Below are 12,544 nucleotides of genomic sequence, written 5' to 3' on the forward strand. Positions count from 1 at the left end.
GCTCTCATTTGGTTCTTAGATCGATGACGCGCTTCGCCTTGCCGGTCGAGCGTTCGACGGCGCCGACGTCGGCGACCTCGACCTTGGTGTTGATGCCGATGTAGGATTTGATGTGGTGCTGTAGTTCGCGGGCGGCGGCCTCGCGATCCGCTGCGGAGGCGGCGAACTCGGGCTTGATCTCGACCCGCACCGCCAGGTCGTCCATGTGGCCGCGGCGCGAGACTTCGAGCACGTAATGCGGCGACAGCTTCGGCGTCTTGAGGATGAACTCCTCGATCTGCGAGGGGAACAGGTTGACGCCGCGGATGATCAACATGTCGTCGGAGCGGCCGGTGATCTTGCCGATGCGGCGGAAAGACCGCGCACTCGGCGGCAGCAGGCGGGTGAGGTCGCGCGTGCGGTAGCGCACGATGGGCAGCGCCTCCTTGGTCAGCGAGGTGAACACCAGTTCGCCCTGTGCGCCGTCGGGCAGCACCTTGCCGGTCTCGGGGTCGATGATCTCCGGGTAGAAATGGTCTTCCCAGATGGTCGGGCCGTCGCGGCTCTCGATGCATTCGCAGGCCACGCCGGGGCCGATGACTTCGGACAGTCCGTAGAGGTCCATCGCGGCGATGCCCAACCGCGTCTCCAACTCGCGGCGCATTTCCTCGCCCCAGGGCTCGGCGCCGAACATGCCGCGCTGCAGGCTGCTCTTGGCCGGGTCGAGGCCCTGACGCTCGAACTCATCGACGATGTTGAGCACGTAGGAGGGCGTGCCGACGATCATGGTCGGCTTGAAGTCCTGGATCAGCTGCACCTGGCGTTCGGTCTGGCCGCCGGAGACGGGTACCACGGTGCAGCCGACGCGCTCGGCACCGTAATGCACGCCGAGCCCGCCGGTGAACAGGCCGTAGCCGTGGGTGACGTGGATGATGTCCTTCCTGGTGCCGCCGGCGGCGCGGATGGAGCGCGCGACGATGCCGGCCCAGGTGTCGATGTCGTTCCGGGTGTAGCCGACCACCGTGGGCTTGCCGGTGGTGCCGGAGGAGGCATGCACGCGCACCACGTCGTCCATCGGCACCGCGAACATGCCGAAGGGGTAGGTGTCGCGCAGGTCGGACTTGGTGGTGAAGGGGAATTTCGCCAGGTCGGCCAGCGACTTCAGATCGTCCGGGTGGACGCCGGCGGCATCGAACTTCGCCCGGGTGTGGGCGACGTTGGCGTAGGCGTGGCGCAGCGATTTCTGCAGGCGTTCGAGCTGCAGCGCGGCGATCTCGTCGCGGCTGGCGGTTTCGATGGCTTCCATGGACGAGCCTTGGCTCATGAATTGTGGGTGATAGGCAATTGGCCCAGCCGGGTACGTTCCCAGAACTGCCGCGGCGACAGGATCGGCATGGCCGCGACGGCGCCGAGGTCGAGCAGGGCCTTGTCGCCGGTGACGAAGCATTTGGCGCCGCCGGCGAGCGCGGCGGCGATCAGGGGGGCATCGTCGGGATCGGGGATGCCGTCGGGGATGGGGCCGGGCTCACGCACGACCTCGCTCGACTCGGCGATCAGGCTGATGAAGCCGGCCGTCACGGCGGCAGGAATCCGGAGCTTGGCAGTCAGTATCCGTTCCAGTTCCGCCAGCAGTTCGGCACTGGCGACGAGTTCATGCTCGGCCAGAACGAATTCGAACAACTCGGCGCACAAGCCCCGCGTGGCCAGGGCGCTGGCCAGCACGTTGGTATCCAGAAAAACCTTCACGATGTATTACGAAACGCTGCTGAACACGTCCTCGTCGGTGAGGTAGCCGGCCGCTTCGGCATGGGGCAGGGCTTGGGCGCGCAGTGCCTGGAAACGGCGAATGGCAAGCTGGCGGCGCAGCATCTCGCGGGCCAGATCGCTCTTGGTCCGGTGGGTCGCCTCGGCCAAGCGCGCCAGTTCGGCTTCCATCGGCTCGTCGATGCGCATCGTCAGGGTGGCCATGATCGGTCTCGGGTCGTGAAAATGTATTACATCGTAGCACACGTGAGCCTAGTTGACTTTCGGCTGTCCCGTGATCGCCGTCCCGCCAACGCGCCCCGCAGGAAGTACCCTTGGGGTGCCGACTTTTCCTGCTTACTTCGGCCGCTTGTCGATGACCCGCCTGGCCTTGCCGAGCGAGCGCTCGATGTCGCCGACGGCCTTGATGTCCACGCGGGTGCTGATGCCGATATAGGACTTGATGTGGTGCTGCAGTTCGTGCGCCACGTATTCCTTCTCGGCGGCGGTGGCGGTGGCGAATTCGGGCTTGATCTCGACATTCACGGTCATGGTGTCGAGATGTCCTTCGCGGCTGACTTCCAGCTGGTAATGCGGCGACAGCTTGGCCATCTTGAGGATCTGCTCCTCGATCTGCGACGGGAAGACATTGACGCCGCGGATGATCAGCATGTCGTCGGAACGACCGGTGATCTTGGCGATGCGGCGCATCGAGCGCGAGGTCGGCGGCAGCAGGCGCGTCAGGTCGCGCGTGCGGTAGCGGATGATGGGCAGCGCTTCCTTGGTCAGCGAGGTGAACACCAGTTCGCCGAGTTCGCCGTCGGGCAGCACTTCGCCGGTGTTCGGATCGATGATCTCGGGGTAGAAGTGGTCTTCCCAGATCACCGGGCCGTCCTTGCTCTCGACGCATTCCTGCGCCACGCCGGGGCCCATGACTTCCGACAGGCCGTAGATGTCGACGGCCTGCATGCCGAAGCGGCGTTCGATCTCGGTGCGCATCTCGTTGGTCCACGGCTCGGCGCCGTGGATGCCGAGCCTGAGCGAGCTTTTCGTCGCGTCGAGACCCTGGCGCTGGAATTCGTCGGCGATGGCCAGCACGTAGGACGGCGTGACCATGATGATGTCGGGCTCGAAGTCGAGGATCAGCTGCACCTGGCGTTCGGTCTGGCCGCCGCCGAAGGGGATGACCGTGCAGCCGAGCCGCTCGGCGCCGTAGTGGGCGCCGAGCCCGCCGGTGAACAGGCCATAGCCGTAGGACACGTGCACCTTGTCGCCCGGCCGGCCGCCGGCGGCGTGGATCGAGCGGGCCATGAGCGTGGCCCATGTGTCGATGTCGTTCTGCGTGTAGCCGACGACGGTGGGTTTGCCGGTGGTGCCGGAGGAGGCATGCACGCGCACCACTTTTTCGCGGGGCACCGCGAACATGCCGAAGGGGTAGTTCTCGCGCAGGTCCTGCTTGGTGGTGAAGGGAAACTTCGCCAGGTCGGCCAGCGTCTTCAGGTCGTCGGGGTGGGCGCCGGCGGCGTCGAACTTGGCGCGGTAGTGCGCCACGTTCGCATAGGTGTGGCGCAGCGTCTGGCGCAGGCGCTCGAGCTGCAGCGCCGCGATCTCGTCGCGGCTGGCGGTTTCGATGGGTTGGTAGGCCTGAGCCACTTTGTTATCTCCCTTCTGGCGACCCCGGATTATCCGGCATTTCGAAGAAATGTCCTTTGATCCGGGCGGCGCGGCCGCGGAAGAGGGCGACGAGCTTTCCGTCCTGGTTCTCCACTTCGATGTCGTACACGCCGCTGCGCCCGCCCTGCTGGCGGGCGTGTCCGTGGGCGGTCAGCTTGTCGCCGAGGTGGGCCGGTGCGACGAAACTGATGTCGACGCCCGAGGCTACGGTGCGGTGATTCTGGCTGTTGCAGGCGTAGGCGAAGGCCGTGTCGGCCACGGCGAAGATGAAGCCGCCATGGCAGGTGCCATGGACGTTGACCATGTCCTGGCGCACGCTCATCGTCACCCGGGCCGAGCCGGGGCCGACAGCGAGGATCTCGATGCCCAGGCCCTGGGCGGCGTGGTCCTCGGGCCACATGATCTCGGCGCAACGGCGCGCGGTTTCTTCGGGGGTCGGCGATGTCATCGTTGGCTGCTCCGGGCAGAGGGCGTGGGAAGGCGTGGTGTCCGCAAAAGACATGGGGTTAGAATGGGCGGCCGCCGCATTATCGCAGGGGCGGCGCTCCGCAGCGAGGCGCGGGGCGAGCATCCCGGGAGATCTGACCGATGGCACATCCGCTGTTCGAGAAGCACCAGTCCCTGCTGCAGCGTGCGGTGGAAGCCGTGCGTCGCCGGACCTACTGGAGCGCTTATTCGGAGAACCCGAAGACTTACGGCGAGAACGCGATCGAGGAGGGGCGCCAGGCATTCATGGCCTACCTCGATGCGGCCTTCTATCTCGACCAGCCGGGCGTCATGGGGCGGGTGATCGCCGAGCCGTCGCCCTACGGCCTCAACCTCGACATCAGCTTTCCGCGCTGCGCGCCCGACGCGCTCATCGCTGCGGCCAAGGGCGCGATGCCGACCTGGGTGCGCGCAGGTCCCGACCTGCGCGCCGCGGTCTGCGCCGAGATCCTCGAGCGGCTCAACGCGCGCACCATGGAAATCGCGCATGCGGTCATGCATACCACCGGGCAGAGCCTGATGATGGCCTTCCAGACCGGCGGTCCCCACGCGCAGGATCGCGGCCTCGAGGCGCTGGCGCAGGCATGGAGCGAAATGAAGAACGTGCCCGAGACGGTGGTCTGGGAGAAGCCGCAGGGCGCCCATCCGCCGCTGGTGGTGGAGAAACGCTACACCGTGGCTCCGCGCGGAATCGCACTGCTGCTCGCCTGTGCCACGTCGCCGACCTGGAACGCCTACCCGGCGCTGTTCGCCAGCCTGGCCACGGGCAACGCGGTGATCGTCAAGCCGCACCCGAGCGCGATCCTGCCGATGGCGATCACCGTGGCGCTGGCGCGACAGACGCTCAAGGATGCGGGCTTCGATGCCAATCTCGTCAGCCTGCTCGTCGACGACTCCGGCACGCCGATGGCCAAGGACTTGGCCGTCAACCCCGACATCCGCCTGGTCGATTGCGCCGGGCGCACGGAGTACGCAGAGTGGTTCGAGGACAACGCCCGCCAGGCCAAGGTGTTCACCCACAAGGCGGGCGTCAATTGCGTCGTCGTCGAATCGACCGACGACTACAAGGGCATGCTGCGCAATCTCGCCGTGACGCTGTCGCTGCATTCGGGGCAGACCTCGATGGCGCCGCAGGTGATCCTTGTCTCGAGCGAGGGCATCACGACGCCGGAAGGCACGCACGACGCCCACCAGTTCGGCCGCGACCTCGCGCTGGCGATCGGTACGCTGGTCGAGGACAGCGCCCGTGCCGTCGAGGTGCTCGGCGCCATCCAGGGCGCGGCGACCGTTGCCTGCATCGACGCCATGCGCGAATTCGGCAACGAGTCGGGGCAGATCCTGCGCGATTCCTCCCCGCTGCAGCATCCGCACTGGCCGGATGCGCGCGTGCATACGCCGTTGCTGCTGCGCGCCGAGATCTCCGACCACCATGTCTTCATGGAGGAGCGCTTCGGCCCGATCAGCTTCGTCGTCGAGACGGCGACGAACTCGGAAAGTCTCGCCGTCGCCGAGCGCGCCATGCGCGAAAAAGGGGGCGTCACTTTCGCGGTCTATTCGACCAATCCGGTGATGCAGCAACTGGCGGAGGAAACGGCGATGCGCGCCGCGGTGGCTCTGTCCTTCAACCTCACCGGCGGACTTTCCCTGACGCAGTCGGCGGCGTTCTCCGATTACTTCGGCACCGGCGCCAATCCGGCGGCCACGGCCTCGCTGGTCGATGCGGCCTTCGTCACCAATCGCTTCTACGTGCTCGAAACGCGCCGCGATGCCGGCTAGTGCGTAAGTAATCAGTAAATGTTTGCTGGCCATAATTACAAGTTATGGCTGGCCGCAGTGCGCACCCGCTCGGCGGGTAACGATCCGCGGCCTCCGACAGGCTGAACCCCAAGAGGAAAACCGATGAAGATCCATGAGTATCAGGGCAAGGAAATCCTGCGGAAATTCGGCGTGGCCACCCCGCGCGGCGTGCCGTGCTTTTCCGTCGATGAGGCCGTCAAGGCCGCCGAGAACCTCGGTGGCAAGGTCTGGGTGGTGAAGGCCCAGATCCATGCCGGCGGCCGCGGCAAGGGCGGCGGCGTCAAGGTCGCCAAGTCGCTCGACGAGGTGAAGGGCTACGCCGGGCAGATCCTCGGCATGCAGCTCAAGACCCACCAGACCGGCCCCGAGGGGCAGAAGGTGCGGCGCCTGCTGATTGAGGAGGGCGCCGACATCAAGGCCGAACTCTATGTCGGCATGGTCATCGACCGCGTGACGCAGAAGGTCTGCCTGATGGCGTCCTCCGAAGGCGGCATGGACATCGAGGAAGTCGCGGCGAAGACACCGGAGAAGATCCACAAGGTTTTCGTCGATCCGGTCGCCGGTCTGACCGATGCCGAGGCCGGCACCGTCTGCCGGCAGATCGGCATACCCGAGGCCAGCGTGGTGCAGGGCCGCGCCGTGCTGCAGGGCCTCTACAAGGCCTTCTGGGAGACCGATGCCAGCCTGGCCGAGATCAACCCCCTGATCGTCACCGGCGACGGCCGCGTCGTCGCGCTCGACGCCAAGATGAACTTCGACTCCAACGCCCTGTTCCGCCACGAGGACATCGTCGCCATGCGCGACCTCGACGAGGAGGATCCGGCCGAGATCGAGGCCTCGAAGTTCGACCTCTCCTACATTTCGCTCGACGGCAACATCGGCTGTCTGGTGAATGGCGCCGGCCTGGCGATGGCGACCATGGACACCATCAAGCTCTTCGGCGCCGAGCCGGCCAACTTCCTCGACGTCGGCGGCGGCGCCACCACCGAGAAAGTGACCGAAGCCTTCAAGCTGATGCTGGCGAACCCCAAGGTCAAGGGCATCCTGGTCAACATCTTCGGCGGCATCATGCGCTGCGACACCATTGCCAACGGCGTCGTCGCCGCGGCCAGGGAAACCCATCTCAGCGTGCCGCTGGTGGTGCGCATGCGCGGCACCAACGAGGATCTCGGCAAGCAGATCCTCAAGGAATCCGGCCTGCCTATCATCACCGCCAGCGACATGGCGGACGCCGCCCAGAAGATCGTCACCGCCGTTGCCGGCAAGTAAGGAACCCAGACCATGAGCATCCTGATCAACAAGGACACCCGGGTCGTCACCCAGGGCATCACCGGCAAGACCGGCCAGTTCCACACCAAGATGTGCAAGGACTACGCCAACGGCGCGAACTGCTTCGTCGCCGGCGTCAATCCGAAGAAGGCGGGCGAGAGCTTCGAGGACATCCCGATCTATGCCACCGTCAAGGAGGCGAAGCAGCAGCAGGGCGTCAACGCCTCCGTCATCTACGTGCCGCCGCCGTTCGCCGCCGCCGCGATCTGGGAGGCGGTCGAGGCCGACCTCGACCTGGTGATCTGCATCACCGAGGGCATTCCGGTGCGCGACATGGTCGCGGTGAAGGACCGCATGAAGAAGGAAGGCCGCAAGACCATCCTCTGCGGCCCCAACTGCCCGGGCATCATCACGCCGGACGAGATCAAGATCGGCATCATGCCCGGCCACATCCACAAGAAGGGCCGCATCGGCGTGGTGTCGCGCTCCGGTACGCTGACCTACGAGGCCGTCGGCCAGCTGTCCGACCTCGACCTCGGCCAGAGCACGGCCGTCGGCATCGGCGGCGACCCGGTGAACGGTCTCAAGCACAAGGACGTGCTCGAGCTGTTCATGAACGATCCCGACACCGATGCCGTGATCATGATTGGTGAGATCGGCGGCTCCGACGAGGAGGCCGCGGCCGAGTGGTATTCGAAGGAATGCCGCAACAAGAAGCCCGTCGTCGGCTTCATCGCCGGCGTCACCGCGCCGGCCGGCAAGCGCATGGGCCACGCCGGCGCCATCATCTCCGGCGGCAAGGGCACGGCGCAGGAAAAGCTCGCCGTCATGGAGGCATGCGGCATCCGGACGACAAAGAATCCCGCCGAGATGGGCAAGCTGTTGCGAACGGTGTTGTAGCAGCCGGTTTCGATGCGTGGCAAGACGATGCCGGCGCGAGCCGGCATCGTCGCTTTTGCCCTTAGAATCCTTGCATGGCGCTCTATCTGAACGAAGCCGAGGTCGGGAAACTCCTGACCATGGACCTGGCGCTCGAAGCCGTCGAGTCGGCGCACCGTGCGCATGCGGCGGGCCGCGCCATCGACATGCCGCGCCAGCGGACGCGGACGGCGACGTCGACACTGCACATCCTGCAGGGGGCACTGCTCGAGGAGGGGGTGACAGGCTACAAGGCCTACACCACGAGCCGGGAGGCCAACCGCTTTCTGGTCCACCTGTTCGACGCCGCCGACGGGCGGCCGCTCGCCGTCCTTGCTGCCGACGCCCTCGGCATGATGCGCACGGGGGCCGCGGGTGGTCTCGCCGCGCGCTGCCTGGCGCGGCCCGAGTCCGCCACGGTCGGGGTATTCGGCGCCGGCTGGCAGGCGCAGAGCCAGATCGCGGCCTTGTGCCGGCTGCGGCCGATCGAACGGGTCAAGCTCTATTGCCGGGACGAGGAACGGCGCCGTGCCGGAGCCGCCGACTTTTCGCGCCGCTTCGGCGTCGAGGTCGCTCCTGCCGCCAACGCCGAGGAGGCCGTGCGCGGCAGCGACATCGTCGTCACCATCACCAGTTCCTCGCACCCCGTCTTCGACGGCGACTGGCTGGAGGAGGGCGCTCATGTCACGGCGGCCGGTTCCAATTCATTGATTCGTCATGAAATCGACGAGAAGACGGTACGCCGTGCCGGTGTCGTTTGCGTCGATGGCCGGGCCACGGCGCTGCGCGAGGCCGGCGACCTGCTGCCGGCGCTGGAAAAGGGCCGGCTGCAGGAGGGACAACTGGTGGAACTCGGCGAACTGCTGACGGGTACGCGTTCCGGCCGCAGTGATCCGAGCCAGATCACCCTGTTCGAATCGCAGGGCATGGCGATCCAGGACCTCGCGCTGGCCGTCCGGCTCGTGGCGCTGGCCCGACAGAACGGCCTCGGCAGCGAATTGCCGTATTGAGCAATATGGCCTTCACGCTCACTGTGTTTATGTCGCCGGCGCCGCGCCGGCGGCGGTATCCCTCGTGGACGCTGCCCCCGCAGGGGGCGTCTGCTCCGTCGGGGCGGCCCTTCGGGAGCAGAAATCATTTGACGTAGTTGAGGTTTGGCTGTAAGAATTGACCTTATGATCCTGTTTTATTAAGTAGTTGTTCCGAAACAGGGTGGCTCGGATGTCGAAAGGACAGGGGGAGTCCCGTCGTTGAGCAAGGCCAATTTCCTGAAGACTGACTGGTTCTTCGGCCTCGTCGTGAGCCTGGTCGTGCTGGGCTTTGCCGGCGGCGAACTGCTGCAGAGCCTGGAACGCAAGGCCTACGATCTCGGCATGGGGATGACCTCGCGCGCGCCGTCCGATCGCGTCGCGGTCATCGCCATTGACGAGCAGAGCCTCGCCAACATCGGCCGCTGGCCGTGGTCGCGCGACGTGATGGCGGACATGGTGGAGAAGCTCGCCGCCGCCAAGGCGAAGGTCATCGCCCCGGTGATTCTGTTCTCCGAGCCGCAGCTCGATCCGGGCCTCGCCTACATCAACAAGCTGACCGAGCTCTATACCCAGGCCGGCGGTCTGCCGTCGACCGCCACGCCGGAGGAACTCGCTGCGCAGAACCCGCTGCTGGCGCAGATGGCGGGGCTGCTGTTCGAGGCGGAAAAGAAACTTAACACCGATCGCCGTCTCGCCGCGGCTTTCGCGCAGGCCGGCAACGTCGTGCTGCCCATCTCCTTCCGCCTCGGCCAGCCGCAGGGTCGCCCCGACCGCGAGCTGCCTGAATTCGTCAGGAAGGACGGGATCGGCGCGCCGGCCGGCAGTGGCTTCCCGACCGTGAATGCCGATGCGCTGGTGATCGAGCCGCTGGGCAAGGTCGCCGCGGGCGTCGGCCACCTCAACGTGACGCCCGATGTCGACGGCGCGATCCGCACCGAGCCCCTGGTGCTGACTCACTTCGACCAGACCTACCCGGCGTTGTCGCTGATGGTCGCGGCGAAAAGCCTCAACCTGAAGCCCGCCGACATCCAGGTCGTCCCGGGCGAAGCGGTCAAACTCGGGCGGCTGCGCATCGGTACCGACGGCATGGCGCGCATGATGACCTTCTACTACCAGGACAAGGCGCCGGGCCAGCCGGCCTTCGCCGTCGACTCCTTCTTCGACGTCAAGAGCGGCAAGATTCCGCTCGACAAGTACCGCGACAAGATCGTGCTCATCGGCGCCACGGCGGCGGGGGCCAGCAGCCTGTTCGTCACGCCGGTGTCGCCGGGCATGCCCTCGGTGCTGATGGAAGCGCACGCCGTATCTTCGATTCTTTCCGAACATTTCTTCGTCGCGCCGAGCTGGGGCTTCTGGGCCGAGAGCGGCGTGTTCCTGCTCGTCGCGGTCTACCTGATCGCGCTGCTGCCGCGCCTGTCGGCGGGCATGGCCGCCGGCGTCACCCTGCTGTTGCTGGCGCTGTTGATCGGTGCCCACTTCGGTCTGATGACGACCCGGCTGATGTGGCTGCAGCTGATGGTGCCGGCGACGCTGCTGCTGGTCGGCCACCTGCTGCTGACGATCAAGCGCTTCGTCGTCACCGAGCGCGGCAAGGAGAAGTCGGACCTCGAATCGGCCGAATCGAACCGCATGCTGGGCCTCGCGTTCCAGGGCCAGGGGCAGCTCGACATGGCCTTCGACAAGTTCCGCAAGTGCCCGCTCGACGAGCAACTGATGGAGAACATGTACAACCTTGGACTCGATTTCGAGCGCAAGCGCCAGTTCAACAAGGCCGAGGCGGTGTTCCGTTACATGGCCGGCTTCAACCCCAAGTTCAAGGATCTCGAGCAGCGCCTCAACCGCGCCAAGCAGATGTCGGAAACGGTGATCCTCGGCGGCGCCACGGCCCATCCCGGCGGCACCATGATGATGGTCGAAGGCACCGAGAAGCCGATGCTGGGACGCTACCAGATCGAGAAGGAGCTGGGCAAGGGTGCCATGGGCGTCGTCTACCTCGGTCGCGATCCGAAGATCAACCGCGTCGTCGCCATCAAGACCATGGCGCTGTCGCAGGAGTTCGACGCGGACGAGCTGAAGGACGTCAAGGAGCGCTTCTTCCGCGAGGCCGAGACCGCCGGCCGCCTCAACCATCCGTACATCGTGCAGATGTACGACGCCGGCGAGGAACACGACCTCGCCTACATCGCGATGGAGTTCCTCAAGGGCAAGGACCTGGTGCCCTTCACCAAGCCGGCCAACCTGCTGCCGCTGCCCAAGGCGATGAGCATCGTCGCCCGCGTCGCCGAGGCGCTGTCGTACGCCCACGCCAACCAGGTCGTGCATCGCGACATCAAGCCGGCCAACTTCATGTACGAGCCGGAATCGGACCAGGTCAAGGTCACCGACTTCGGCATCGCCCGCATCACCGACTCCTCCAAGACCAAGACCGGCATGGTCCTGGGCACGCCGAGCTACATGTCGCCCGAGCAACTGGCCGGCAAGAAGATCGACGGTCGCTCCGACCTGTTCTCGCTCGGCGTCACCCTCTACCAGATGGCCTGCGGCAAGCTGCCGTTCGAGGGCGAGTCGATGGCCCAGCTGATGTTCAAGATCACCAACGATTCCGCGCCCGACATCCGTACCATCCGGCCCGACGTGCCCGACTGCCTCGTCGCCATCATCAACCGCGCCCTGGTCAAGGACCCGGAGCAGCGCTACCAGACCGGCGGGGAAATGGCCAAGGATCTGCATGCCTGCCTCGCTCTGGTCGGCGGCGCCGGCGGTGCCTCTGCCACTGCGTCCGCCGTGGATATCGCCATCTAGGCCAAGCTCATGGACATCTCCCAGGCCCTCAAGATCGTCGCCCGCACCGACCCGGGGATGGTGCGTTCGCAGAACGAGGACGCGGTCTTCGCCAACCCGCAGCGCGGCTTCGTCGTGCTGGCCGACGGCATGGGCGGCTACAACGCCGGCGAGGTGGCGAGCGGCATGGCCACGACCGTGCTCGGTACCGAACTGGACAAGGCCTTCGCCCAGCGCCCGCCGCATGAAAGAGTGGCTGGCGGCAAGCTGTGGGCGCATGCCGCACTCGAGGCCGAGATCGCCCGCGCCAACGGCGCCATCTACCAGGCGGCGCTGAGCCAGCCGCAATACGCCGGCATGGGCACCACGCTGGTCGCGGCGGTGTTCCACGACAACAGTCTCACGGTGGCCCATATCGGCGACTCGCGGCTCTATCGACTGCGCGGCGAGGAGTTTCAGCAGATCACCCGCGACCATTCGCTGCTGCAGGAGCAGATCGACAGCGGCATGCTCACGCCGGAGGAGGCCAAGCATTCGCAGAACAAGAATCTGGTGACCCGCGCGCTCGGCGTCGATCCGACGGTCGAACCCGAGATCCGCGACTACGAGGTCCGGGTCGGCGACGTCTACCTGCTCTGTTCCGACGGACTCAACGACATGGTCGATGACGGCGAGATCGGCATGACGCTTTCCGCGCTGGCGGCCAACCTCGAGCTCTGTGCCACGCAATTGATCCAGATGGCCAACGACAACGGCGGCCGCGACAACGTATCGGTGATTCTCGTCAAGGTGGCCGGGGACTTCGGCGTGCCGCGCGGGATAGCTTCCTGGTTGGCGCGGTTGCTGGCATGGTTAAAATGACGTAG

The 12,544-nt window shown here is 66.1% G+C and carries 11 protein-coding genes; 6 read left to right on the forward strand and 5 right to left on the reverse strand.

Translation table 11 applies throughout. The features are described 5' to 3' along the window. Positions 1–4: 4 nt before the first annotated feature. The 5 genes from paaK (EJE94_RS06975) to paaI form a co-directional block, all read right to left on the reverse strand. Entirely contained in the window at positions 5–1,285 is a 1,281-nt protein-coding gene (gene paaK, locus EJE94_RS06975) for a phenylacetate--CoA ligase PaaK (protein ID WP_121242558.1), read from the reverse strand. A 14-nt stretch (positions 1,286–1,299) separates the two neighbouring features. Further along, positions 1,300–1,725 (reverse strand): putative toxin-antitoxin system toxin component, PIN family, encoded by a 426-nt coding sequence (locus EJE94_RS06980; RefSeq protein WP_165904772.1) that lies wholly within the window; start codon positions 1,723–1,725, stop codon positions 1,300–1,302. A 6-nt stretch (positions 1,726–1,731) separates the two neighbouring features. Next, positions 1,732–1,947, reverse strand: coding sequence for a CopG family ribbon-helix-helix protein (locus tag EJE94_RS06985; protein ID WP_207855800.1), 216 nt, complete (start codon positions 1,945–1,947; stop codon positions 1,732–1,734). A gap of 132 nt (positions 1,948–2,079) precedes the next feature. Beyond that, positions 2,080–3,375, reverse strand: a complete 1,296-nt coding sequence (paaK, locus tag EJE94_RS06990; RefSeq protein ID WP_121242554.1) for a phenylacetate--CoA ligase PaaK — start codon at positions 3,373–3,375, stop codon at positions 2,080–2,082. Positions 3,376–3,379: 4 nt separating this feature from the next. Then, a complete protein-coding gene (paaI, locus tag EJE94_RS06995; RefSeq protein ID WP_121242552.1) occupies positions 3,380–3,844 on the reverse strand; it encodes a hydroxyphenylacetyl-CoA thioesterase PaaI in 465 nt (154 codons plus the stop codon). Positions 3,845–3,984: 140 nt separating this feature from the next. Between paaI and paaN the strand changes: the two genes are divergently transcribed. From paaN to EJE94_RS07025, 6 genes are all read left to right on the forward strand, one after another. Then, positions 3,985–5,658, forward strand: coding sequence for a phenylacetic acid degradation protein PaaN (paaN, locus tag EJE94_RS07000; RefSeq protein ID WP_121242550.1), 1,674 nt, complete (start codon positions 3,985–3,987; stop codon positions 5,656–5,658). A 123-nt stretch (positions 5,659–5,781) separates the two neighbouring features. Beyond that, complete coding sequence (gene sucC / locus EJE94_RS07005) at positions 5,782–6,948, forward strand: ADP-forming succinate--CoA ligase subunit beta (RefSeq protein WP_121242548.1); 1,167 nt, start codon at positions 5,782–5,784, stop codon at positions 6,946–6,948. A 12-nt stretch (positions 6,949–6,960) separates the two neighbouring features. Next, the gene (sucD, locus tag EJE94_RS07010) at positions 6,961–7,848 is read left to right on the forward strand and encodes a succinate--CoA ligase subunit alpha (protein ID WP_121242546.1); all 888 of its coding nucleotides are present in this window, start codon (positions 6,961–6,963) and stop codon (positions 7,846–7,848) included. A 74-nt stretch (positions 7,849–7,922) separates the two neighbouring features. Continuing rightward, positions 7,923–8,876, forward strand: coding sequence for an ornithine cyclodeaminase family protein (locus EJE94_RS07015; protein ID WP_121242544.1), 954 nt, complete (start codon positions 7,923–7,925; stop codon positions 8,874–8,876). Between the two features lie 240 nt (positions 8,877–9,116). Beyond that, entirely contained in the window at positions 9,117–11,699 is a 2,583-nt protein-coding gene (locus EJE94_RS07020) for a CHASE2 domain-containing serine/threonine-protein kinase (protein WP_121242542.1), read from the forward strand. 9 nt (positions 11,700–11,708) lie between these two features. Next, positions 11,709–12,539 carry a Stp1/IreP family PP2C-type Ser/Thr phosphatase gene (locus tag EJE94_RS07025; protein ID WP_207855802.1) on the forward strand — a complete coding sequence of 277 codons (831 nt, stop codon included), beginning with the start codon at positions 11,709–11,711 and terminating at the stop codon, positions 12,537–12,539. Positions 12,540–12,544 lie beyond the last annotated feature (5 nt).

This window comes from Sulfurisoma sediminicola (genome assembly GCF_003865015.1).
GTDB classification, from domain to species: domain Bacteria; phylum Pseudomonadota; class Gammaproteobacteria; order Burkholderiales; family Rhodocyclaceae; genus Sulfurisoma; species Sulfurisoma sediminicola.

Excerpts from the sequence above, each read along its gene's own strand:
- paaK (WP_121242558.1), bottom strand. The coding sequence starts at position 1,285 with ATGGAAGCCATCGAAACCGCCAGCCGCGACGAGATCGCCGCGCTGCAG.
- EJE94_RS06985 (WP_207855800.1), bottom strand. The coding sequence starts at position 1,947 with ATGGCCACCCTGACGATGCGCATCGACGAGCCGATGGAAGCCGAACTG.
- paaI (WP_121242552.1), bottom strand. The coding sequence starts at position 3,844 with ATGACATCGCCGACCCCCGAAGAAACCGCGCGCCGTTGCGCCGAGATC.
- paaN (WP_121242550.1), top strand. The coding sequence starts at position 3,985 with ATGGCACATCCGCTGTTCGAGAAGCACCAGTCCCTGCTGCAGCGTGCG.
- sucC (WP_121242548.1), top strand. The coding sequence starts at position 5,782 with ATGAAGATCCATGAGTATCAGGGCAAGGAAATCCTGCGGAAATTCGGC.
- sucD (WP_121242546.1), top strand. The coding sequence starts at position 6,961 with ATGAGCATCCTGATCAACAAGGACACCCGGGTCGTCACCCAGGGCATC.
- EJE94_RS07015 (WP_121242544.1), top strand. The coding sequence starts at position 7,923 with ATGGCGCTCTATCTGAACGAAGCCGAGGTCGGGAAACTCCTGACCATG.
- EJE94_RS07025 (WP_207855802.1), top strand. The coding sequence starts at position 11,709 with ATGGACATCTCCCAGGCCCTCAAGATCGTCGCCCGCACCGACCCGGGG.